Source organism: Deltaproteobacteria bacterium, from assembly GCA_035063765.1.
In the GTDB taxonomy this organism is placed as follows: Bacteria; Myxococcota_A; UBA9160; order UBA9160; family PR03; genus CAADGG01.
Map to the genome: position 1 here is coordinate 21,426 of JAPSFT010000024.1, position 23,169 is coordinate 44,594.

The following is a 23,169-nucleotide window of genomic DNA, read 5'->3' on the forward strand; positions in this document are numbered from 1 at the left end:
GCCTCGGGTGACGGGGCACGGCCCCGGTGACGGATTTCGGACGCGCGGTGTTCGAAAGCCGGCTCTCAGGGCGGGCCGGGCGCATCGCCCTCGCGGCGGTAGCCGAGCGCCTCCGCCATCGGAGCGGCCCCGACCCGCGCGGCGCCCTCGAGATCCGCGATCGTGCGGGCGACCCGCAGGAGGCGCCGCGCGGCGCGCGCGGAGAGCCGCAGCTTCTCGACGGCGCGACCGAGCAGGGCGCGCGCTTCGGGGGCGGCGTCCACCAGCAGGTCGAGCGCGCGGTCGGCGATCTCGGCGTTGGTGCGCAGCCCGTGCCGGTCGAGCCGCTCGCGCTGGCGGGCGCGCGCGGCCAGGACGCGTGCGCGCACGAGCGCGCTCGCCTCGCCGGCAGGCGTTTCGCTGGCGAGCTCGCGCCACGCGACCGCGGGGACCGAGACGTGCAGATCGATGCGGTCGAGGAGCGGGCCCGAGACGCGCGCGAGGTAGCGGGCGATCGAGGCGTCGCTGCACGAGCAGTCGCGGAAGCGCGAGAGCCGCCAGCCGCAGGGACAGGGGTTCGCGGCCGCCACGAGCTGGAAGTCCGCCGGGAAGACGCAGGTCCCTCCCGCCCGCGCCACCACGACGCGGCGCTCCTCGAGGACCTGGCGCAGCGACTCGAGCGTCGTGCGCTCGAACTCCGGCAGCTCGTCGAGGAAGAGCACCCCGTGGTGGGCGAGCGACGCCTCGCCGGGGCGCGGGGGCGAGCCGCCGCCGAGCAGGCCCGCGCGGCTCGCGGCGTGGTGCGGGGCGCGAAACGGCCGCTCGCGCACGATCGGTGCGTCGCCGAGCCGGCCCGCCGCGCCGTGGATGCGCGTGGCCTCGACGGCCTCTGCGAAGGCGAGGGGCGGCAGCAGGCCCGGCAGGCGCCGCGCGAGCATCGTCTTGCCGGAGCCGGGCGGGCCCTCGAGCAGCAGGCCGTGGCCGCCGGCCGCAGCGATCTCGAGCGCACGCTTCGCGCGCGCCTGGCCCCGGACCTCCGCGAGGTCGCCGGCGCAGGTCGGTGCCGGGAGCCGCTCGGGCCCGATGGGTGGCACCGCCGCCAGGCCGAGGCCGGTCTGGACGAAGCGCAGCACGGTGCCGAGGTCGTCGGCCGGCAGCACGGCGAGGCCGGGTGTCAGCGCCGCCTCGCCGCCGTTCGCGCGCGGCACGACGACCCGCTTGCAGCCGGCGTCGCGCAGCGCGAGCGCGAGGGCGAGCGCGCCGCGTACCGGGCGCAGCCGGCCGTCGAGCGCGAGCTCGCCGACGAGCCCGAGCCGCGGCAGGGACGTGGCTTCGACGGCGCCGGACGCCGCCAGCACCCCGATCGCGATCGGCAGGTCGAGACCGGCGCCGCTCTTGCGGACCGAGGCCGGCGCGAGGTTCACCGTCACGCGGCGCTCGGGAATGCGGTGACCGGCGGCATGCACGGCCGCGCGCACCCGGGCGGCGCTCTCGCGCACGGCTGCCTCGGGCAGCCCGATCACCTCGATGCGCGGAAGCTGCGAGCCGATCCGGACCTCGACCTCGACCGCGATCCCGTCGACGCCCGAGAGCACGGCCCCCAGCACGCGTGTCATGTCCGATGCTCCCGGGACCGGGCGGGGCGAGCTGCGAAGAGCGGTCAACCGGGGTGGGGACGAGGCCGAAGGAGACGGGGGACAGAAGGCAGGGTCTCCAGAGGAGACCCTGCCTTCCCCCTTTTCGGAGAGCCCCGCCAGGAGTGGGGCTTCCCACACCCTGGAAGTGGCCCGGGGGCTTCGGAGGTGGCAGCCGGTGGCACGAATGCCGGGGCGTTCGTCTTGCGTCCAAGCCCGGGCGCCGTCTACGTTCGGCCACCCTCGCGAATCCGCTCGAGGATCACCGCCCGCGCGTGCGGGTGCCCCGCAGGGCCCGATCCACCAGGAGGGAGCATCCATGTCGTCGATCGCCAGCGCCCGGCTCGCGCCGGCCGCCTCCGTGGCCATCGGCCTGCTCGCAGCGCTCGCCTGCGCATCCGCGCCCGGCAACCGCACCACCCAGGGCGCGGTGCTCGGCAGCCTCGCCGGTGCGGGTGCCGGCGTGCTGGCGGCGGGCGAGGGCGACAACCTCGCCGGCGGCCTGATCGGAGCTGCGGTCGGCGGCCTCGCCGGCGGCCTGATCGGCCACTACCTCGACAACCAGGCCCGCGAGATCGACGCGATCCCCGACGCCACCGTCGAGCGCCAGCCCGACCGCCTGCTCGTCACCTTCCCCGGCGACACGCTCTTCGACAGCGGCTCCGCCACGATCGCGCCGGGCGCCGCCCAGCGCCTCCAGTCGCTGGCCCGCACGCTCGGGCAGTATCCGGCGAGCGAGGTCGTGGTGCGCGGCTACACCGATTCGGTGGGATCCGAGGCGTCGAACCTGCGTCTGTCGGAGGACCGCGCGAACAACGTCCGCAACCACCTGGTCCACGCTGGCGTGTCGCCCTCGCGGATCACCGCGATGGGCTTCGGCGAGGAGTTCCCGGTCGCGAGCAACGCGACCGACGCGGGCCGGCTGCAGAACCGGCGCGTCGAGATCGAGATCGTCCCGCAGCAGGACCAGATGCGCGAACCCGCACCGCGCTACTGAGCTGCGCGGCACCCACCATGCGAGAGCGTCTCCGCCTCCGATCCGCCCTGCCGCTGCTGCTCGCCGGGCTCGTGCCCGCGGCCGGGGCCGAGGTGCACGTCTCGATCGAGTCCCCGCGTCCCGGCCAGCAGGTCGAGAACCGCGTCGACCAGGCGCCGATCCGGGGCGCCGCCTCGGCCGACGGCAAGCGACCTGCCGACTTCGACGTGATGATCGTGCTCGACGTCTCGGGCTCGACCCGCAACCCGAGCGGGGTGGACGTCGACGGCGACGGCGAGGTCGGCCTCGACCCGCGGCGCGAGCTGATCCCGGGCTTCGGCGACGACGTCCAGAACACCGACCCGGGCGACTCGATCTTCGAGGCCCAGGCGGCCGCGGCGCGCGCGCTGCTGCGCGGGCTCGACGGGAGCCGGGTGCGCGTGGGCCTCGCGACCTTCGCCGGCGAGGTCGACGCCTCCGGCCAGCGGCGCAGCCAGAACCAGAAGGATGCCTGGCTCGAGGTTCCCCTCACGAGCGACTTCGCCGCGGTGGCGCGCGGCATCGACGCGGTGGTGGCGCGCGGGCCCTCCGGCGCCACCAACTACGCCGCCGGGCTGCGGCTCGCGATCACCGAGCTCTCGGGACTGCCCGGCGCCCGCAGCCAGCGCCGCCCCGGCGCGCAGCCGGTGATCCTGTTCCTGAGCGACGGCGTGCCCTCGCTCCCGATCGGCTCCGGTGCCATCACCGACCCCGGCGACGTCGAGGCGGCGATCTCCGCCGCGAAGCTTGCCCAGCTCGCCGGGATCCGGATCAACACCTACGCGCTCGGTGAGCAGGCGCTGACCTTCCCCCAGGCGGTGACCGAGATGGCGCGCGTCTCGCTCGGCACCTACACGCCGGTGCAGAACCCGGGCGACATCGTCGCGATGCTCCAGGGCGTGAGCTTCGCCAACGTCGAGGACGTGGTGATCACGAACCTCACGACCGGCGACTTCTCCACCGACGTGGCGCTCGAGCCCGACGGCTCGTTCTCGGGCTTCGTGCCGGTGCGCGAGGGGCGCAACCAGATCCGCGTCACCGCGCTCGCCTCCGACGGGACGCGGGGCAGCGTCACCCTCGACCTCGACTTCGGCCGCACCCAGCTCACCGATCTCGAGCTGGCCCGCGAGCTCGAGCGCATCCGGCGCATGAACAAGGAGCTCCTGCTGCTCAAGGAGCGCAAGAAGATCGAGGACTTCCGAAGCCGCGAGAAGAAGGACCTCGAGCTCGAGGTGGAGAAGAAGCCGTAGGGCTCGCGAGCGCGGGCGGCGAGCCGGAGGCGCGCGGAGCTCGATCAGGACCCCGGCGCGCCGGCCTCGGCAAGCGCGCCGATGCGCCGCAGCACCCGCTCCGCCTCCGCCACCACGCTGCGCACCAGGTCGCCCGCGGCGGGCACGTCGTGGATCGCGCCCGCGCCCTGGCCGGCGGGCATGCAGGTCCGTTCCGGGTCCGCCGTGGCGTCGTCGGCAAAGCCGAGCGCGCCGGCGCGCGCGGCGGCCGCCATCTGCAGGGGGAAGGGCTGGATGTCGCTGCCGCGCGCGCGCCACTCGTCGACCCAGGCGTTGCGCAGCACGCGCATCGGTTTGCCCGAGTACGAGCGGGTGATCTCGGTGCCGTCGTCGCGGGCGGCGACCAGGCGCTCCTTGTAGAGCTTCGCGGCGCGCGCCTCGCGGGTCGCGATGAAGCGCGTCCCCATCCACACCCCCTGCGCGCCGAGCGCGAGCGCGGCGGCGAGGCCGCGGCCGTCGACGATCGCGCCGGCCGCGAGCACGGGGATGCCGACGGCGTCGACGATCTGGGGCACCAGCGCCATGCCGGCGATCTGCCCGGTGTGGCCGCCCGCCTCCGTGCCCTGCGCCACGACGGCGTCGCACCCGGCGTCCTCGGCGCGCCGCGCGTGGTCGACCTTGCCGCACACCACCATCACCTGGACGCCGGCCGCGTGGCAGCGCGCGATCACCGGCGCCGGGACGCCGAGGCCCGCGACGAAGCAGGAGGCGCCCTCCTCGACGATCACGTCGATGGCCGCCTCGACGAGCTCGGGCAGGGCCGCCAGCATGTCGACGCCGAAGGGCCGCGCGGTGCGCGCCCGCACCGCCCGCATCTGCTCGCGGATGCGTTCCGGCGGCGAGGTCGCCATCCCGAGCACGCCGTAGCCGCCCGCCTCGGAGACGGCGGCGACCAGCTCCGCGAAGGCCACCTCGCCCATGCCCGCCAGGAAGACCGGGTGCTCGATCCCGAAGCGCTCGCAGATCGGGGTCCGCAGGGTCAAGCGCTGGCTCCACCGCGGCCAGCGCCAGGGCGGCCGGCAGCGCGGCCGGATCCAGGGCGACCGCGCCTCAGAGCGGCGTCAGCGAGGGGTCGGCGATCTCGCGCTTGACGAGCTTGCCGCCCTCGTAGAGGGAGGTCACGTCCACCTGGCCATCGGCGTTCTTGTCCTCTTCGCGCTTGACGAGCACCGTCTTCCCGTCCTGCTGCTCGTAGGCCTCGAAGACGTCGGCCTGGCCGTCCCCGGTGGTGTCGCGCTCGACCCGCACCACCACCTCCTCGCCGCCGGGGCCGCTCCCGTAGTGGCTCCAGACGTCGGCGGCGCCGTTTCGGTCGCGGTCCTCCTCGACGCGCACGACCCGCCGGCCCTCGTAGACGACGGTGCGGTCGATCCTGCCGTCGCCGTCCTGGTCGTGGCGCTCCTCGACGAGCGAGCCGCCCGCGAAGCGGTAGAAGGCGTCGCGCGTGCCGTTGCCGTCCCGGTCCACCTCGCGCGCCGTCATCACGCCCCCCTCGTAGGTCTCCCACGCGTCGGGCTTGCCGTCGCCGCTCTCGTCGAGCCGGCGCTCCGTCACCGCACCAGCCGTATACACCGTCCAAGCGTCGATGCGGCCGTCGTAGTCGCGATCGGCCTCGATGCGCAGCAGCGCGCCGGTCTTCGGGTCCGCGTAGCGGATCTCCTCGGGCTTGCCGTCGCGATCGGCGTCGAGGGAGCGCGCGACGACCGTGAGCTCGTCGTCGTTCTCCCACCTGCCGGCAGGGATCTCGGTCTTGCGCTCCTCGAAGATCGAGGCGGGCAGCTCGCGCGGCCGGGGTGCACGCGGGGCCGCGCGCGGGTCCGCCTGCTCCGCCAGCTCCTCCGCGGTCGGCGCCGCCGCCGGGGCGACGCCCGCGCTCCCGCTCGGTGCGGCCGCGGGCTCCTCGTCGATCTCGTCGAGGAGCTCCTCCTGGCGGCGCAGCTCCTCCTCGATCTCGCCCTCGAGCGAAGCCTGCCGCTCCAGCTCCGCCTCCATCTCGGCCTCGCGCTGCGCTTCGGCGCCGCCTCCCCCGTAGCCGCCTCCGTAGCCGCCGCCGTAGCCCCCGCCGTACCCGCCGCCGAACGGCACGTCACCGGTCACCGCACCGTAGACACCCGCGAGTGTGCCCACCGCGATGGCGCCGATCGGCCCGCCCACCGAGCCGATCATCGCGCCGAGCAGCGCGCTGTGGACGCCGCTCTGCGCGCGCTGCCGCGGGGCCGGCCCGCTCGGGAGCGCCGGATCGGGCGGCAGCGAGGCGGTGGGGCCGGTGGCGGCCGGGTCGGGCGCGGTCGAGCCCGGCGGCGGCGAGCCGCTCGCGCAGGCCCCGGCGGCGAGCAGCGCCGCGAGCAGCGGAGCGACGAGGGCCTGGGAGAGGCGCACCATGGGGGCCGTCGGCCTTCGCAGTAGGAGCCGCCTGCCGGCGGCGACGCCGAGGTGGTACCACAGAAGAGAGGGCGTGACACGAAGCGCGCGACCGCGGGTGGCGCCGCGCGCCCGCCGCCGGCGACGGCGGGGCCCCGTCCGACGCGCCGCGGCAACCGGGACCCGCCGGGGCTGCGGCCGCCCCCGTGGCTCCCGGAAAGCAAACCGCCTCGCGCAACCCGGAGTGGTCACGGGGCGGCAAGCCCGGTGCACGAATCGACTCGACTGGCAGATCGGCCGCCGGTATCGTAACGCGCTGCATCGGAGGCCGTGATACCCGGCGGGCGCTCGCGGGTACCCACCGGGGGGACGGTCGCGCAGGTCCGGGAGCGACGGTCCGAGGGGCGTAGGTCGAGAGAGCCGGCGGCTTTGGCGCCGGACCGATGCGGAGGCGGCTTGGGTCTCACGCTGATCCGGAAGAGCCGGGGCTCCCGCCCGAAGCGCGACCCGCGCATCGCCCTCGTGCTGGCGGGCGGCGCGGTGTCGGGCGGGGCCTTCAAGGTCGGTGGCCTCAAGGCGCTCGACGATTTCCTGGTCGGCCGCAAGATCACCGACTTCGACACCTACGTGGGTCTGTCGGCCGGCTCGATCCTCGCCGTGGCGCTCGCGAGCGGCGTGTCGCCGGGCGAGATGATCAAGGTCCTCGAGGGGCGCAGCCGGCGCATGGACCAGCTCCGCCCGATGGACTTCTACAACCCGAACTGGCGCGAGTTCGTGGGGCGGCCGGCCAAGCTCGTCTACGACCTGCTCGCGTTCCTTCCCGGTGTCGGCGCCGACTTCGTGCGCGCCCTGCCCGGGCTCCCGGAGGCGGTCGGGGGACCGCTGCAGGCCTTCGCCGGCGCGCCCACCTACGCACACTTCGAGAAGGCGGCGCTGGCGCTCATGCAGCACGTCTCGCCGAGGCGCGAGATCCCGGCGCTCACCAACCACATCCCGTCGGGCTTCTTCGACAACGCGAGCCTCGAGAGCTGGCTGCGCCGCAACCTCGAGCGGATGCGGATGCCCAACGACTTCCGGGCCTTCCTGCGCAAGCGCGCGCGCTCCCTCTACATCACCGCCTGCGATCTCGACACCGCCGAACGCGAGGTATTCGGCCCCGACGAGTGCTGCGACGCGACGATCTCGGAGGCCGTGCAGGCCTCGACGGCGCTGCCGCTCTTCTACCGGCCCGCGCGCATCAACGGCGTCGACTACGTCGACGGCGGCGTGCGCACGACCGCCAGCATCGACGTCGCGATCGAGAAGGGCGCCGACCTGATCGTCTGCTACAACCCCTTCCGCCCGTTCCTGAACCGCATCGACGCCGAGGGCGGCGGCGCACCGTACTTCGCGAACGGCCGCTACCTGGCCGACCGCGGCATGAAGATGGTCCTGAACCAGGTCTTCCGGACGCTGCTGCACTCGCGCCTCAAGCTCGGCCTCCAGCGCTACCTCACCGACGAGCGCTTCCAGGGCGACATCCTGTTGCTCGAGCCGCGCGAGCGGGACGCGGAGTTCTTCAACCTGAACCCGCTGGCGTTCTGGAAGCGCGCCGACGCGATCCAGCACGGCTTCGAGTCCGTGCGCACGACGCTCGAGCAGAACTTCGACGCGGTGGCCGAGGTGCTCGGCCACTACGGCCTCGAGATGAGCCGCGAGGCCGCGCACCGCAAGGCCGAGCGCGTGCGCGCCGAGCGTGGCTGGGCGCTCCCGAAGGACGAGCCGGCCGCGCAGGAGGCGTCCCGGACGCCCCTGCGTCTCGTGCGCAGCGAGAGCGCCTGAGCGCCTCCGCGCCTCCCGCGCACCCTCCTGTCCCCGGAGTAGCCGCGACGGCCCCGAATCGACTGTTCCGTCGGGGGCTTGCCCCGCGGGGTACACGGTGGTACACTGCGCGCGCCTTCGACACCCTGTGTGCCCCTCCGGACACGCACGCCGGCCGCCGGCGCTCGCGCGTGTCGTGCGGGTGAGAGGCGTCTGATGTGTACGCTCGTCGCCCTCCACCGCTGCGTGCCCGGCGCCCACCTCTGGGTCGCTGCGAATCGCGACGAGTTCCTCGCACGGCCCGCCGCGGGGCCCGCCCTGCGCGACGGGCGTGCCGGTGCGATCGTCGCTCCGCTCGACCTGCAGGCGGGCGGCACCTGGTGGGGGCTGAACGCGCAGGGCGTGTTCGCTGCCGTCACCAATCGCCCGGCGCCGCGCCCGGACCCGGCCCTCCGCTCGCGCGGGCAGCTCGTCCTGGACCTGCTCGCCGTGGACTCTGCGCACGCGGCCGCCGAGCGCGCCGCCGCGCTCGGCCCTGCCCGCTACAACCCCTTCAACCTCTTCCTGGCCGATGCGGACGACGCCTTCGCCCTCGTGTACGAGGGCACGGGGCGCCTCCTGCCGCTCGCGCCCGGCGTCCACGTGGTGGGCAACGCGGATCCCGACGCTCGCGGTGTCCCGAAGATCCGCCGCACGCTCGAGCGCGCGGAGCGGGTGGCGGGCGGCCCGGCCGGTGCGGTCCGCGACGGCCTCGCTGCGATCTGCCGCACCCACGGCGACGACCCGGATCCGAAGGGGGACACCTGCGTCCACCTCGGCGGCTACGGCACCCGCAGCTCGAGCCTGCTGCGACTGGGCAGCGACGGCGACCGGCTCGAGCACGCGGCGGGCCCGCCCTGCGCGAGCCCCTACGAGGATTTCACTCCTCTCCTGCAGGAGCTGGGCCATACGGTCCGGCGACCGCCGGGGGAGACGGCGACGAGGAAGGCCAGTTGAGGAGAATCGGCAGCAACATCCGGAAGCAGAACTCCGACGCGAAGACCCATCGCGTCGTCAAGAACATCATCCGCTACACGGCGGACGAGGAGCCGCGCAACGAGTACCCGAAGAAGATCGTCTCGCCGCCGAGCCCATCGGAGTGCTGCACCGAGGAGAACCGCGAGATCGTGGGCTCGACCCGCGAGATCGACGGCTTCAAGTTCGCGTACAAGGTGTGCCGGGAGTGCGGCTACGCGCTCAAGTTCTACTACCCGGCCACCGCGGGCACCAGCGAGGCGGTGACGAACTACCGGCAGTGGAAGCGCTACATGGTGCAGTGACGGCTATCCTGGCCGTGTGCCCGCCCACCCCCCGCGCGCCCCGATCCGCTCCCTCGCCGACGCCTCCGCCTGGCTCGAAGGCCTGATCGACGTCGAGCGCCGCCCGGAGCTGCCCTACCGGCGGCTCGGCCTCGAGCCGGTGCGGCGCCTGCTCGCCCGGCTCGGCGATCCACACGCCTCGCTCTCGGCCCTCCACGTCGCCGGCTCGAAGGGCAAGGGCTCGACGGCGCTCCTCGCCGAGGCGCTCCTGCGCGCGCTCGGCGAGCGCGTGGGCACCTTCACCTCGCCGCACCTCGAGCGCTGGACCGAGCGCTTCCGGATCGACGGCCGCGAGGTGGAGGGCGAGCGGCTGGCCGACGCGGTGGCGCGCCTGCGCCCGCACGTCGAGGCGCTCGCGGCCCAGGACCCCGCGCGGGCGCCCACCTTCTTCGACGCCACGACCGCCGCCGCGCTGCTGCTCTTCGCCGAGGCGGGCGTCGACCGCGCCGTGCTCGAGGTCGGACTCGGCGGGCGCCTCGACTCGACCAACGTGGTCACCCCCGCCGTCGCCTGCATCACCACGATCGAGCTCGAGCACACCGACAAGCTCGGCGCGACGCTGGCCGCGATCGCCGGCGAGAAGGCCGGGATCGTGAAGCGCGGGTGCCCGCTCGTGCTGGGCGCCCTGCCGCCCGAAGCCCTGGCGGTGGTGCTCGAGCGCGCCGAGGAGCTCGAGGCTCCGGTCGCGCAGCTCGGCCGCGACTTCACGGTGCCCTCGTGCCGGGCCGCGCTCGACGGGCTGCACGTGACGCTGCGCGACGGGCCGCTCGCGGTGGAGGCCGTGCTCCCCTTGCTCGGCGCCCACCACGCGGCGAACGCGGCGCTGGCGCTGGCCTGCGTGCGCCGCCTGGGCGCGCACCCCGACCCCGTGCTCGCCGGCGCTGCGCGGCGCGGCTTCGCGAGGGCCGAGCTGCCGGCGCGGGTCGAGGTCGTCGGGCGCACGCCCTGGCGGATCGTCGACGCGGCCCACACCGCCGCCTCGGCGGCGGCGCTCGCGGAGGCCCTGCGTCTCGTGCCGCGCCGCCAGGCGCACCTCGTGCTCTCGATCTCGGCCGGCAAGGATCTCGGCGCGATCCTCGCAGCGCTCCTGCCGCTTGCTGCGCAGGTGACCGTGACGCGCGCCGAGCCGGCGCGCTCGCTGGCGCCCGAGGCGATCGCCGCGGCGGTGCGTGCCGCGGGTCCCGCCGCCGCGCTGCGCGTGGTCCCGAACCCGCATCTCGCGCTGCGGGCGGCCCGCGAAGGCGCCGGCCCCGACGATCTCGTCGTCGCGAGCGGCTCGGTCTACCTGGCGGGGATCGCGCGCCGCGTCTGGCGCGAGCCGCCGGGCCCGGTGCCGGTCAGCCGGCGCCGACCGACGCCTTCAGGCGCCGGAAGACCTCGGCGGGCGTGAAGCCCGCGTGCGGCCCGGGCGGGGGCGGCGGGCGGCCGCGCTCGAGGGCGCGTGCGGCCCGCGCGGTGCTCGCGATCGCGCGCGCGAGGCGCCGGCCGGTGATCTCGTAGTTCGAGGGCCGGCTCCGCGCCAGCCACAGGCGGCGCAGCCGCGCGCCGAGCCGGCGCTGCTCGCCGGCGAGCGCGGCGAGCTCGCGGGCGAGCGCGCGCCGCGCGCGGCGGTCGAGGCCCGCCGGCCGCTCGCGCCAGGCGATCCAGCGCCGGCCGGCGAGCGCGCGGCGCAGCGCCAGTGACGAAGCGTCGGCGGCCCAGGTGAGCTCGGCGTGGGTGAGCGCGTCCGCCCCGAAGCGCCGCCCGGCGGCGGCGAGCCGGGACGCGAATCTTCCGAGCCGCGCCAGCGTGCGGCGGGCCGCCTTCGGCTCGACCCCGCGCACGAACCAGGCCTCGTCGAGGGTGTCGAAGAACAGGAACTGGAGCGGGGAGCCGTTGAAGATCCGGAAGCCGGCGTCGTGGAGGCCGCCGAGCTCGCGATAGAGCCGCGCCGCCTCGCCGCTGTCGTCGCCGAAGAGCACGCGGCCGAAGGCGCGGTCGAAGACCGCCTCGGTGGCCGGGCCGCTCCAGGCCTCCTGGGCCGCCCATGCGTAGCCGAGCCACGAGCCGCCGAGCAGGTTGTAGTGCCCGAAGTCCCCCCAGTCGGTCATCAGGAGGCCCGTCGCGCCATGACGCCGCCCGGCGTCGGCCCAGCGCGACACGTTCGCGAGGGCGTTCTCCATGCGCGGGAAGAGGCAGTTCCAGGACGAGGTGCCGGGGCAGACCCAGAACTCGAGCCCGTGCTTCGCGAACACCCGGACGCGGTCGAAGTCGAACTCCGCCTCGTACCACCAGTCGCAGAGCAGGACGTCGCGGTCGAGCTCGGCGATCCGCTCGGGATGGTGGTGGACGAAGTCGGCCCAGATCATCGGCCGGCGGCCGAGGGAGCGTGCCAGCTCGTGGACCCGCCGCACGTGCTCGAGGAAGAGCCCGCCGGGCCCCAGCGACTCCGCCAGCTCCCGGGAGCGCCCCTTGCCGAGGTCCCAGGGCTCGTCGCAGTTGGCGTGGAAGAGCTGCGAGCGGAAGTTCGGGACGTACTCCCCGTAGAGGTCGCGCAGCAGCTCGTAGCTGCGCGGATCGGCGCAGGCGAGCGTCCAGCGCGCGTCGGTCTCGGCCAGCTCCGCGTAGGCGGGCAGCGCCAGCACGTGCTCCATGTGGCCGAGCGACTGGAGGTTCGGCACGAGCTCGACGTGGCGTTCGGCGGCGTAGGCGTCGAGCGCGCGCAGGGTCTCGGCCTCGAGTCCCCAGGCGCCGGCGCCGATCGCGGGGTGCCGGCGCGAGCGGAAGGTGTGCTCGACGTAGAGCATGAGGACGTTGAGCTTCAGCCGGACGCACAGGTCCACGAGCGCGCGCAGCTGGGCCTCGGTCGGCACCTTGCCGCGCGAGACGTCGAGCAGGATGCCCCGGTACGGGAAGGCGGGCGCGTCGTCGATCTCGCAGGCCGGGAGCCGGCCGCGCGCGCCGACGAGCTGCCCGAGCGTCTCGACGCCGTAGCGCAGGCCCGCGGGGCCCGCGGCGACGAGCTCGGCACCGCCCGCCGCAACCCGCAGGCGGTAGGCCTCGCCGGCATCGGCCTCGCGGCGCAGCGCGATCGCCGGCCCGAGCCCGTCCCGCCGCGCGTGGGTCTCGATCGCCAGCCGCACGCCGGCCGCGCGGGCCGCCGCCTCCTGGAGCGCGCGCGCCGACGCGAAGTCGCGGTCGTCGGAGCCGGCCTCGAGCACGATCGGGAGGCCGTCGCGCAGCGCGAGCTGGCCCGGGCGGCGCTCGGCACGGCGGGGCGCGGGGAGCAGCGGCGGGAGCGCGGGCATGGCCGCGCAAGCTAGCCCAGCGACGCCGCGCCGTGGCAAGGACCCCTGGCTCGCGAGCGGTGGTGCACGCACCCTGGCGTCCCGCCGGTGGGTCGCAGCGGTGCGGGCAGGTACCTTCGGCGCGGCTGGCCGCCTCGCCCGGAGGGTTGCGTGTCGCGAGGGCTCGAACGACGAGCGGTCCACTTCGGTGCGTTCCGGCTCGAGCCCGACGGCCGGCTGCTCCGCGAGGCCACCTCCGTTCCGATCGCGCCCAAGGAGGTCGCGCTGCTGCGCCTCCTGATCGGCGCCGAAGGCCGCGTGGTCCCGAAGCAGGAGATCCTCGACCGCCTCTGGCCCGGCGAGGAAGTGGCGGAGGCCAGCCTCACCAGCTGCGTCCACGGCATCCGTCTCGCGCTCGGGGACCGCGGGCGGCGCGGTCGATACCTCGAGACCGTTCATGGCCGAGGCTACCGGTTCACGGCGGCGGTACGGTGGGGCGAGGACCGGGCGCAGGACGCGAGCCGGACCCGGGTCGCCGTGGCCCCCTTCACCGCCGAAGCCGAGGACGACGCCTACCTCGCGCACGGTCTCGCGGCCGAGGTCACGTCGCGCCTCGCGCGCTGGCACGACGACGGGATCGACGCCATCGCGCACCAGCCGACGGCCTCCCGCGCGGCGTCCGGCCTGGACGCGCTCCGCCTCGCGAAGGAGAGGCAGGCCGCCTTCCTCGTGCTCGGCCACGTGCGGCCGGGCGGCCGGGAGACCCTCGTGCGCGCCGAGCTGGTGCGCGTCCACGACGAGGTCGTCGTCTGGTCCGAGGAGATCGTGAAGCCGCCGAGCGCGACGGCGAGCGTCGCGGCCGACATCGCGGAGGCGGTCGCCAAAAGGCTGGTCGACCTGCGGGGGAGCGCCTTCACCTCGCGTAGCACGCCGCCGACGGCGCAGGACCCCCGCTCGTACCACGCGCTCCTACGCGGCCAGTTCCTCAACCAGCTCCGCACGGAGATCGGACTGCGCCGCAGCATCGTCTGCTTCGAGCAGGCGCTCGGGTGGGATCCCGGCTGTGCCGCCATCCACACCGCGCTCGCCGAGGCCCATCTGAATCTCGCATGGCGCGGCTTCGAGCCGCCGCGCGAGATGGCGTCGAAGGCCCTGGCGTCGATCACCCGTGCGCTCGATCTCGAGGGTCGGAACGCCGCCGCGCTCGCGTTGCTCGCGTTCCTCCGCGTCACGATCGACCTCGACGCGCGCTCGGCCGAGGACGCCCTCGTGGCGAGCGCGACCGGGAGCGAGAGCGACCGCGTCTCCTGGCTGCGGGCCAATGCCTTCGTCGCGATGGGGCGCTTCGACGCAGCGCTCGCGACCGTCGAGGCGGCGCTCGAGGTCAACCCCTTCTCCCCGAACCTCGCGGTCTCGCGGGTGCTCGCCCTCTGGTGCGGCGGACACGATGACGAGGCGCTTCGCGCCGCCCGGGCGCTGGTGGCGGCGGAGCCCGAGTTCCCGAGCGGACACGCGATCCGATCGTGTGTCGCCGGGACGATGGGGCTCTCCGGGGAGAGCCTGCGTGCCGCCGAAGCCGCAGACGGTCTCGCGCGGGGCGATCAGCTCACGCGCAGCGCCTGCGCCTGGGCCTTCGCCCGCGCGGGCCGCGCCGACGCGGCGTGGACCATCCTCACCACGCTCGAGCGGCGCGGTGCTCACCGCTACGTCTCCCCGACCTGCGTCGCGGTCGGCTACGCCGGCCTCGGCGACGCCGACCGCGCCCTCGAGTGGCTGGCACGGGCGCGCGAGCTGCGCTGCATGTGGCTGCCCTTCGCGGCCGTCGACCCGCGGTTCGCGCTCCTTCGCGAGCGCGCGGCCTTCCGCGCTGCGACCGCGTGGACGGCGCCGCCGGCCCGGCCGCCGGCGGCCCGTCCAGGCTGAAGCCGCGCGAGGCCTGTGTCCCGCGATCCGAGCCGCCCGCTACGCCGGGTTCGACAGGTCGGGGCGGTAGACCGTGATCGAGCGCTGCGCCTCCTCGATCCCCTCCATGGCGTTGCGCCAGATCAGACCGCCCTCCGCCGCGCCGAAGGCTTCGGTGAGCAGCCCGGCGGGTGTGCGCTGCGCGTCGAGGTCGGCGAGCGCCGCCATCGGCCGCACGGTCCAGAGCGTGCGCAGGTCTCCGATCACGGTCTGGTACGAGACCAGGCGCGCCGGATCGTCCACCTTCGGGATCGCCTCGGACAGCTTGCGGAGCAGCTCCTCGATCGCTTCCTGGTGGCCCGGCCGGCCGCGCACCAGCGTGACCATCGCGAACGGCAGCGACGAGGCGTCGCGGGAGTCGGGCGGGTAGCCGAGATCGGGGCGCTCGAGCGAGACCGTGTTGCGCACGGCCGTGGACATCTCCTCGGCCTGCTCGCGGAACTGCGCAGCCTGTTTCGTGCCGAGCACGCGCTCGATCAGCTCGGGCGTCGAGCCGCGGGTGGCGAAGCCGGCGAAGGTCTCGCTGCGCGAGACGAAGTGGTAGCCGGCCGTTTCGCCCATCACCGTCTGGTGTGCGTCCCAGCGGAACCTCTCCTTGGCGGCGGCGGCCTTCTTCGCGAGATCCGCGACGAGCTCTTCGTAGCGGCGGTTGGCGCCCGGGCGCACCTGGATCGAAAGCACGTTGACGAGGGACATGTCCCGTCTCCTTCGGGGGCAAGGCTCGATCGACGAGAGACCGCAGGGCGGACGGCAGGCGGGGTGGGGCTCGCGCCGCGACGAAGGGGAGGTCGTCGCAGCCCGTGATGCGGCGCCGGAAGACGGGCGGAGCCCGCACGGCGGGAGCCTCCAGACCCGACTCTGCGCCCGTTCTCCGCGCCGGGTCAACCGGGAAGAACGTGCGAACGGACCGGGCGGTCCGAGCTTCTGGTTTCCACATCCGCGGGGGGAGGGACGGTCTCGTCGCCGAGCAGGTCGCAAGGGGGTCCGGGTGCCGGGGTGGCGACCGACGCGACGGGTGCCGCCGCGACCGCGTGGACGGGGCTCCGCCGGCCCGCCTGCCGGCGCCCCGCGCCCGGGCGGACGCAGCGCTCAGAACCGGATCAGGATTCCCGGAGCGGCCGCCCGTAGGGTCGGTCGAAGCGGCGGGGCCCGACCCACACCGGCCCCATCGACCCATCCGGGGAGGCACCATGAACCATCCGCATCCGAGCCGCCTCGGCCTGGCGGCCCTCGGCGCCCTGGCGCTCTTCGCTGGCGGGCCCTCGTGGGCACCAGCCGCCGCTGCGGCCGACAAGCCCAACATCCTCGTGATCTGGGGCGACGACATCGGGACCTGGAACATCAGCCACAACCATCGCGGCATGATGGGCTACCGCACGCCCAACATCGATCGCATCGCCACCGAGGGCGTGTCCTTCACCGACTACTACGCGCAGCAGAGCTGCACCGCCGGGCGCGCTGCGTTCATCGGCGGATCGGTGCCGGTGCGCTCGGGCATGACGAAGGTCGGCCTTCCCGGTGCGGCGCAGGGCTGGCAGAAGACCGACGTCACGATGGCGACCGTTCTCGCGGCCCAGGGTTATGCGACCGGACAGTTCGGAAAGAACCACCAGGGCGACCGGGACGAGCATCTGCCGACGATGCACGGCTTCGACGAGTTCTTCGGCAACCTCTACCACCTCAACGCCGAAGAAGAGCCCGAGAACATCGACTATCCGAAGGATCCCGACTTCCGGAAGAAGTTCGGGCCCCGGGGCGTTCTTCGCACCAAGGCCGACGGCGCCGGCGGCCAGACGATCGAGGACACGGGTCCGCTCACGAAGAAGCGGATGGAGACGATCGACGACGAGACGCTCGCTGCCGCCAAGGACTTCATCGAGCGGCAGGTCGAGGCCGGCAAGCCGTTCTTCGCCTGGTGGAACGGGACGCGCATGCACTTCCGCACCCACGTCAAGGCAGCGAACCGCGGCAGGTCCGGCCAGGACGAGTACAGCGACGGCATGGTCGAGCACGACGCCCACGTCGGCCAGCTGCTCGCGCTCCTCGACGAGCTCGGCATCGCCGACGACACCGTCGTCCTGTACTCCACCGACAACGGCCCGCACTACAACACCTGGCCGGACGCCGGCACGACGCCGTTCCGCAGCGAGAAGAACTCGAACTGGGAGGGTGCCTACCGCGTTCCCGCGTTCGTGCGCTGGCCCGGGCACTTCCCGGCCGGCACGACCTTGAACGGCATCGTCTCGCACGAGGACTGGCTCCCGACCTTCGCCGCGATCGCCGGCGACACCACGATCAAGCAGCGCCTCCTCGAGGGAACGGAGCTCGACGGTCGGACCTACCGGAACCACATCGACGGGTACGACCAGCTCGCCTACCTCTCGGGCGAGGTCACGCAGTCGCCGCGCAACGAGTTCTGGTACGTCAACGACGACGGCCAGGTCGTCGCGGCGCGCTACCAGGACTGGAAGGTCGTGTTCCTCGAGAACCGCGGGGAGGCCTTCGGCGTCTGGCGCGAGCCCTTCGTCGAGCTGCGCGCGCCGCTGCTCTTCAACCTGCGCCGTGACCCCTTCGAGAAGGCCCAGCACAACGCGAACGCCTACGACGACTGGTTCCTCGACCGGCCCTTCGTGGTCGTCCCGATCCAGGGGATGGCGGCGAAGTTCCTGATGACGATGAAGGACTACCCGCCGAGCCAGTCGCCGGGGTCCTTCAACCTGAGTGGCGTCATGAAGATGCTCGAGGACGGCACCTCGAACTAGGCCCCCTCCGAGGCCGCTGCGCGTGCTTCGAGGCGCGCGGCGGCCTCCCTCCTTCCGGGACCCGCGCCACAGCCACGCGGGGTCGGGACGATGCGCGTCCCGGCGCCGCCCGCTCCGGGCTGCTCTCGCCTCGGGGTCGGCTCCCCTCGTGCGCGCCGCGAGGCCTCGGTACCGTCGCGGTGGCGGCCGACGGGCCCGGTGGCCGCGCGATGCAGCGCGGACGGTGTGGCCCCCGGTGTGCGAGCCGATCGGGCTCGTGCTCGGATCGCGGAGGGCGTGATCGCGGCGGGCGGGGTCGCGGCGGTCGGGGTCGTGGCGGTCTGGGTCGTGGCGGTGGTGATCGCGGTGGTCGGGGTCGCGGCGGTCGGGGAGGGACGGCGATGAGCACGCTCGCGAGACGCTGCGGGCTGGCGGTCCTCGCACTCGGGGCAGCGGTCCCGGGCCTGGCGTCCGCTGCCGGGCTCGACGGGCGCCTCCACGGTCCCGACGGCGCGCCGATCGTCGGGGCACGCGTGACGGCGGAACGCGGCGCGCCGGCGCGCGGCACGACCGTGTTCTCGGACGCGGACGGGCGCTTCCGGGTGGAGGATCTCGCGCCGGGCGACTGGCAGCTGCGCGTGCGCCGCATCGGCTGGCGCGACCTGGGCGCCCGGGTCAGCGCCCCGAGCGCCGGGCTCGCCCTCGCCCTCGAGCCCGAGACCGATCCCGCCGCGCTGGCCGAGCAGCTTCCGGCCAACCGCTGGTTCGCGCTCTTCCTCGAGCAGATCGAGACGCCCTGGCAGCGCGAGCAGTTCGTGCGCCAGTGCACCTACTGTCACCAGCAGGGCAGCGCGGCCACGCGCGTGCCGCGCGAGGACTGGCAGTGGGAGAAGGTGCTCTCGCTGATGGCGCGCCTCGGCGGCGGGCTCTCGCCGGAGGTGCGCGCGCAGGTGCCGGGCTGGTTCCGCGCCGCCTACGAGCCGTCCCACGCGGTCCCGCGCCTGACCGCCGGGATGGGCACGGCGGCCTTCGCCCCGCCGCCGCCCGAGGAGGTGCGGCGCGCGGTGATCGACGAGTGGGTGCTCGGCGGCCGCGCCTCGATGCAGCACGATCTGACGGTCCACCCGAGCGGACACGTCTACTCCGTCGACATGATGCAGGACACGCTGTTCCGGCTCGATCCCGAGAGCGGCGCGACCGAGAGCTTTCCGATTCCCGACGACGGGCTCCCGCTCGGCGGGGTCTTCGCCACCAGCGGCGCGCCGCTGGTTCCGAACGCGAATGCGCACGTCGGGCCGCACTCGCTGCAGGTGGCGCCCGACGGCTCGCTCTGGGTCACGCTGGCGCTCGGCAACCGCCTCGGCCGCTTCGACCCGGCGACCGGGCAGTGGAAGCTCTACGCGATGAGCGAGGGCTACTACCCTCATACGCTGCGCATCGACGGCGGCGGGCGCATCTGGTTCACGATCGCCGGCTCGAACCACGTGGCGCGCTTCGATCCGGCGCAGGGGCGCTTCGACACGATCCGCCTGCCGGCCCAGGGCCTCCAGCAGGAGGTGATGCTGCGGCTCCTGCCCTTCGCGATGTGGCTCTCCCGGTACGTCGACCTGCCGCTCGAGGCCGGCGAGGGCGTCGCGAACATGCCGATCCCCTACGGCATCGACATCGCGCCGGACGGCGACGTCTGGTTCAGCCAGCTCAATGCCCACCGGATCGGGCGCGTCGATCCCGGGACGCTCGCGGTCGAGCTGGTCGACACGCCGTTCACGGCCCCGCGCCGGCTGCGCTTCGACTCGCAGGGGCGCTTGTGGATCCCGGGCTTCTCGTCCGGGGTCGTGTCCCGTTTCGATCCGGCGACGCGCGCCTTCGAGAGCTGGGAGATCCCGGTCGAGCCGAAGGGCGCCGACACGCCGTACGCCCTGCACGTGGATCGCCGCACCGACGTGGTGTGGATCTGCGGCACCAACAGCGACACCCTGATCCGCTTCGACCCCGCCCGGGAGTCGTTCCTCGTCTACCCGCTGCCGACCCGCGTCACCTACACGCGTGAGCTCGACTTCGACGAGCAGGGCCGCGTCTGGACCTCGAACTCGAATACGCCCACCTGGCAGATCGAGCGGGGCGAGCCCCGTGTGATCCGCCTCGATCCCCGGCTCGGCGAGGCGCCCCGGCAGGCGAGCGCGCGGGCGGGCCTCCCTTGAGGGCGCGAGCGGCGGCGCGGGCCGCGGGCCTGCTCCTCGTGCTCGGCGCGCCGGCGGCCGGCGAGGCGGTGGAGGCGGGTCCTGCCGCGGCGCTTCCGGGCCAGGCCCTCTACGCCGAGCACTGCGCCCTCTGCCACGGCGTGGAGGGGGGTGGCGACGGGCCGGCGGGGCTCCCGCTCGTGCCGATGCCGCGGGACTTCCGCGTCGGTCGCTTCAAGTTCGACGCGGACGGGGACGGCCGCACCGGCACGGATCGCGACCTCTTCCTGGTGATCCGCGACGGAGCCGGCGCCGTCGGCGGGAATCCCGTGATGGCGCCCTGGGGTCAGCTCGGCGAGCTGCGCATCCACGAGCTCGTCGCCTACGTCCGCAGCCTCGAGCGACACCAGGCGCCGTAGCCACGCGGCCGTATCGCCGGCCCCACCCGCCCGCTGCTCGCAGGCCGTGCGCCGCGCACGGCGCAGAGCGACGCGCGCCGGACCAGAGCGATGCGCCCGGACCGGCACCCAGCACCGAAGTGCTGGGGGAGGGGTTGCCAGTCCGGGCGCGGTGGACCGCGAGGCTCTGTGTTGTGCCAGGGAGTAGAGCAATCGGCGTGCCCAACGCGCGCGAGTACGGAATCGGGCGCACGAGCGGGTGATCGGGCAGCGCATGCGCAGGACGGGTCGCCGCCGCGGCAGTCGATCGGCAGGGTCGGTGCAGGCGCTCGAGGGCGGTGACGCAAAGTTCGTCACCACCGGAGCGCGCTTCGTCTCCGGGGTCGAGATCGAAACCGCCCCGATGCGCTGCGCCCGCCGTCGGCTCGCTGCGCGGCGCCTCCGGCCCCTCGCGGGCCGCGCACCTCGCGGCCCGGGAAGAGGGCCGCCCGCCCGCAGGACGCCGGCGGGAGCAGGCGGCCGGCTCGCTGGCCTCCGGGAGGGCGCAAGGGTTACCGTGCGGGCCATGCCGGCGCTCCGAGATCCGGCGGGCGGCGTCCTCGAGCCGGTCCGCCTCTTCGCCCGCAGCCGCGAGGCGGGACGCGAGGCGTTCCACGAGCTGCCGCTCGCAGCCGGCGAGCTCGCGTGCGGGCCGCTGCGGGTGCGGCTCGCCGTCGAGGGGGCGGGGGACTGCGCGACCTGGCGCGCGCGGGTGCGCAACGCCGGCCCCGATCCGCTCGCGGTCGACGCGATCGGGATGGGCTTCCGCTGGCGCGCGCCCGGCGCGGCCGCGGCGCCGGGCTGGCGGCTGCTGCGCCAGGGCTTCCAGTCCTGGTCGTTTGCCGGCGGTGTCGCGCTCGACGACGCCGGGACGCCGCCCTTCCCGTCGGGCCCCTGGCTGCGCGGCTTCCACCACGCCCACTTCGCGCCGCCCGCGGACCGCGCCGGCTGGCACGAGTCCGACGGCGCCGCCGTGCTGAGCGCTCCGGGCGGACCCGCCTGCCTGGCCGGCGTGCTCGAGAGCGGCCGCGCCTTCGGCACCGTCTTCGTGCGCCGCGAGGGCGGGGCCCTGCGCGTCGAGCTCGAGCAGCGGCTCGAGCGCGTGCTCGCGCCCGGCGCGGCGTGCGAGCTCGAGCCGATCCGCCTCGAAGCGGGCGCGGACGCCGCGGCGCTCCTCGAGGCCTTCGCCGACGCCCACGGCGCCTTCGCGCGCGCCCGGCGCTTCGCGCCCTTCCAGGCCGGCTGGTGCTCCTGGTACCACTTCTTCCACGACGTCACCGAGGTCGGCTTCCTGCGCAACCTGGCCGCCCTCGCCGCCGCCCGCGACGAGGTGCCGATCGACCTCGTGCAGCTCGACGACGGCTGGCAGCGCGCGATCGGCGACTGGCTCGAGACGAACGTGAAGTTCCCGAGCGGCCTGGCGGCGATGGCGCACGCCGTGCGCGACGCCGGCTTCCACGCCGGGCTGTGGACGGCACCGTTCTGCGTCGTGCCCGAGAGCCGCGTGCTGGCCGACCACCCCGACTGGCTCCTGCGCGAGGTCGAGACCGGCGAGCCGCTGCGCGGCCTCCATCACGGCACGTGGACGAAGGACGGCTGGGTGTTCGTGCTCGACCCGACGCACCCGGCGGTCTCCGTCCACCTCGAGCACACCTACCGCACGCTCTCCGAGATGGGCTTCTCCTATCTGAAGCTCGACTTCCTCTACGCCGCAGCGCTCCAGGCTTCCGCGCGCGACCCGCACGCGACCCGCGCCGAGCGCCTGCGCCGCGGCCTCGAAGCGGTGCGCAGCGGCGCCGGTGAGCACGCCTTCCTGCTCGGCTGCGGCTGTCCGCTCGGGCCGGCGGTCGGGCTCGTGGACGGCATGCGCATCGGCCCCGACACCGGCCCGCACTGGGAGCCGCTGCCGGTGACGCGGATCCCGGGCCTCGAGCCGGCCGTGCCGGCCGGCCGCAACGCGCTGCGCAACACGCTCGCGCGCGCCTGGATGCACCGCCGGCTCTGGCTCGACGACCCCGACTGCCTGATGACCCGGGTCGTGGACTCGCAGCTCAGCCGCGACGAGGTGCGCGCGCTCGCGATCTCGATCGCCGTGACCGGCGGCATGGTGCTCCTCTCCGACGACGTGCCCGCCCTCGGCCCCGGCGAGCGCGCGCTCGTGCGCGAGACGATCGAGCTCGCGCGCGAGGTGGACGAGGCCGGGCAGGCCGGAGCCGCGCGCGCCCTCGACCCGGCCGGCGACGAGATCCCCCGGGTCGTGACGGCGCGCGCCTTCGGCGACCGCCTCGTCGCGCTCTTCAACCCGGGCGACGAGCCCGCCTCCGTCACGGTGGCGCGCGCCGCCGTCGCCGCCGCCGCGCCGGGCCGGCTCGCCGACGCCCCGGCCGAGCCGCTCCTCGGCTCGCCGCCGGCCGCGGAGTCGCAGGGCCGGATCACCGTCGCGCTGCCGCCGCACGGCGCCGCGCTCTACCGGCTGCGCGGCGCGCCGGCGCTCGTCGTGTTCTGCGACTACGACGGCACCTTCGCGGTGCAGGACGTGGGCTCGACGCTCGCGCGCCGCCACGCCGGCGCACGGCGCGCCGCGCTGTGGCCGCGCCTCGAGCGCGGCGAGCTGACGGCCTGGGAGTACAACCTGGAGCTGCTCGACGGCCTGCGCCTCCCGGAAGCCGAGCTCGAGGCCTTCCTGCGCACGGTCGAGCTCGATCCGGGTGCCCGCGAGCTGGTGGCCTGGTGCGAGGCGCGCGGGATCCCGTTCCGCGTCCTCTCCGACGGCTTCGACCGCAACCTCGACCGGCTCCAGGAGCTGCACGGCGTGCGCTTCGCCTACGACGCCAACCACCTGCGCTACGAGCACGGGGCCTGGCGGATCGCTGCCGGCCATCCGAGCGACGGGCGCTGCGATTGCGGCACCGGCGTGTGCAAGCGCTCCCGCATCGAGCACTTCCGCGCCCGGCACCCGGGCGTGCCGGTGGTGCACATCGGCAACGGCCGCGTCTCGGACCTGTGCGCCGCCCTCGCGGCCGACCTCGTCTTCGCCAAGGACTCGCTCGCCGACGAGCTCGACGAGCGCGGCATCGCCTACCGGCGCTTCGCGACCCTGCACGACGTCGTCGCGGGGCTCGCGGCACGGCTCGCGGAAGGCTAGGG

Annotated in this window: 16 protein-coding genes; 11 read left to right on the top strand and 5 right to left on the bottom strand. The window is 74.8% G+C overall.

From position 1 onward, the window contains the following. Positions 1 to 65: 65 nt before the first annotated feature. Positions 66 to 1,595: a YifB family Mg chelatase-like AAA ATPase gene (locus OZ948_16390; protein ID MEB2346306.1), complete on the bottom strand. Its 1,530-nt coding sequence runs from the start codon at positions 1,593 to 1,595 to the stop codon at positions 66 to 68. Positions 1,596 to 1,932: 337 nt separating this feature from the next. Between OZ948_16390 and OZ948_16395 the strand changes: the two genes are divergently transcribed. Together OZ948_16395 and OZ948_16400 are read left to right on the top strand one after the other, a co-directional pair. Further along, positions 1,933 to 2,610, top strand: coding sequence for an OmpA family protein (locus OZ948_16395; GenBank protein ID MEB2346307.1), 678 nt, complete (start codon positions 1,933 to 1,935; stop codon positions 2,608 to 2,610). A gap of 17 nt (positions 2,611 to 2,627) precedes the next feature. After that, positions 2,628 to 3,878 carry a VWA domain-containing protein gene (locus OZ948_16400; protein MEB2346308.1) on the top strand — a complete coding sequence of 417 codons (1,251 nt, stop codon included), beginning with the start codon at positions 2,628 to 2,630 and terminating at the stop codon, positions 3,876 to 3,878. A 44-nt stretch (positions 3,879 to 3,922) separates the two neighbouring features. Here the strand turns inward: OZ948_16400 and OZ948_16405 are convergent, their stop codons facing one another. Continuing rightward, positions 3,923 to 4,900 (bottom strand): nitronate monooxygenase family protein, encoded by a 978-nt coding sequence (locus tag OZ948_16405; GenBank protein ID MEB2346309.1) that lies wholly within the window; start codon positions 4,898 to 4,900, stop codon positions 3,923 to 3,925. A gap of 67 nt (positions 4,901 to 4,967) precedes the next feature. Beyond that, positions 4,968 to 6,299, bottom strand: a complete 1,332-nt coding sequence (locus OZ948_16410; GenBank protein MEB2346310.1) for a hypothetical protein — start codon at positions 6,297 to 6,299, stop codon at positions 4,968 to 4,970. A gap of 435 nt (positions 6,300 to 6,734) precedes the next feature. On the opposite strand from OZ948_16410, the gene OZ948_16415 reads away from it, so the two are divergent. The 4 genes from OZ948_16415 to OZ948_16430 all read left to right on the top strand — a co-directional run bounded on the left by OZ948_16415 (position 6,735) and on the right by OZ948_16430 (position 10,826). Then, the gene (locus OZ948_16415) at positions 6,735 to 8,099 is read left to right on the top strand and encodes a patatin-like phospholipase family protein (protein MEB2346311.1); all 1,365 of its coding nucleotides are present in this window, start codon (positions 6,735 to 6,737) and stop codon (positions 8,097 to 8,099) included. A gap of 195 nt (positions 8,100 to 8,294) precedes the next feature. Further along, positions 8,295 to 9,074, top strand: coding sequence for an NRDE family protein (locus tag OZ948_16420; GenBank protein ID MEB2346312.1), 780 nt, complete (start codon positions 8,295 to 8,297; stop codon positions 9,072 to 9,074). Further along, positions 9,071 to 9,397 (top strand): hypothetical protein, encoded by a 327-nt coding sequence (locus tag OZ948_16425; protein ID MEB2346313.1) that lies wholly within the window; start codon positions 9,071 to 9,073, stop codon positions 9,395 to 9,397. The genes OZ948_16420 and OZ948_16425 overlap by 4 nt, the downstream gene beginning before the upstream one ends. A gap of 16 nt (positions 9,398 to 9,413) precedes the next feature. Further along, a complete protein-coding gene (locus OZ948_16430) occupies positions 9,414 to 10,826 on the top strand; it encodes a Mur ligase family protein (GenBank protein ID MEB2346314.1) in 1,413 nt (470 codons plus the stop codon). Here OZ948_16430 and OZ948_16435 read toward each other — a convergent pair. Next, positions 10,774 to 12,723, bottom strand: coding sequence for a family 20 glycosylhydrolase (locus OZ948_16435; GenBank protein MEB2346315.1), 1,950 nt, complete (start codon positions 12,721 to 12,723; stop codon positions 10,774 to 10,776). The two genes, OZ948_16430 and OZ948_16435, sit on opposite strands and share 53 nt — an antisense overlap. Positions 12,724 to 12,873: 150 nt before the next feature. On the opposite strand from OZ948_16435, the gene OZ948_16440 reads away from it, so the two are divergent. Continuing rightward, entirely contained in the window at positions 12,874 to 14,625 is a 1,752-nt protein-coding gene (locus OZ948_16440) for a winged helix-turn-helix domain-containing protein (GenBank protein ID MEB2346316.1), read from the top strand. Positions 14,626 to 14,664: 39 nt separating this feature from the next. Here the strand turns inward: OZ948_16440 and OZ948_16445 are convergent, their stop codons facing one another. Further along, the gene (locus tag OZ948_16445; protein MEB2346317.1) at positions 14,665 to 15,360 is read right to left on the bottom strand and encodes a hypothetical protein; all 696 of its coding nucleotides are present in this window, start codon (positions 15,358 to 15,360) and stop codon (positions 14,665 to 14,667) included. A gap of 494 nt (positions 15,361 to 15,854) precedes the next feature. On the opposite strand from OZ948_16445, the gene OZ948_16450 reads away from it, so the two are divergent. The 4 genes from OZ948_16450 (at position 15,855) to OZ948_16465 (ending at position 23,167) form a co-directional block, all read left to right on the top strand. After that, positions 15,855 to 17,426, top strand: a complete 1,572-nt coding sequence (locus OZ948_16450) for an arylsulfatase (GenBank protein MEB2346318.1) — start codon at positions 15,855 to 15,857, stop codon at positions 17,424 to 17,426. Between the two features lie 380 nt (positions 17,427 to 17,806). Then, positions 17,807 to 19,606, top strand: coding sequence for a carboxypeptidase regulatory-like domain-containing protein (locus OZ948_16455; GenBank protein MEB2346319.1), 1,800 nt, complete (start codon positions 17,807 to 17,809; stop codon positions 19,604 to 19,606). Next, on the top strand, positions 19,603 to 20,004 hold the full coding sequence (locus tag OZ948_16460) for a c-type cytochrome (GenBank protein MEB2346320.1): 402 nt from the start codon (positions 19,603 to 19,605) through the stop codon (positions 20,002 to 20,004). The genes OZ948_16455 and OZ948_16460 overlap by 4 nt, the downstream gene beginning before the upstream one ends. Positions 20,005 to 20,548: 544 nt before the next feature. Next, positions 20,549 to 23,167, top strand: coding sequence for an alpha-galactosidase (locus OZ948_16465; protein ID MEB2346321.1), 2,619 nt, complete (start codon positions 20,549 to 20,551; stop codon positions 23,165 to 23,167). Positions 23,168 to 23,169: the final 2 nt, after the last annotated feature.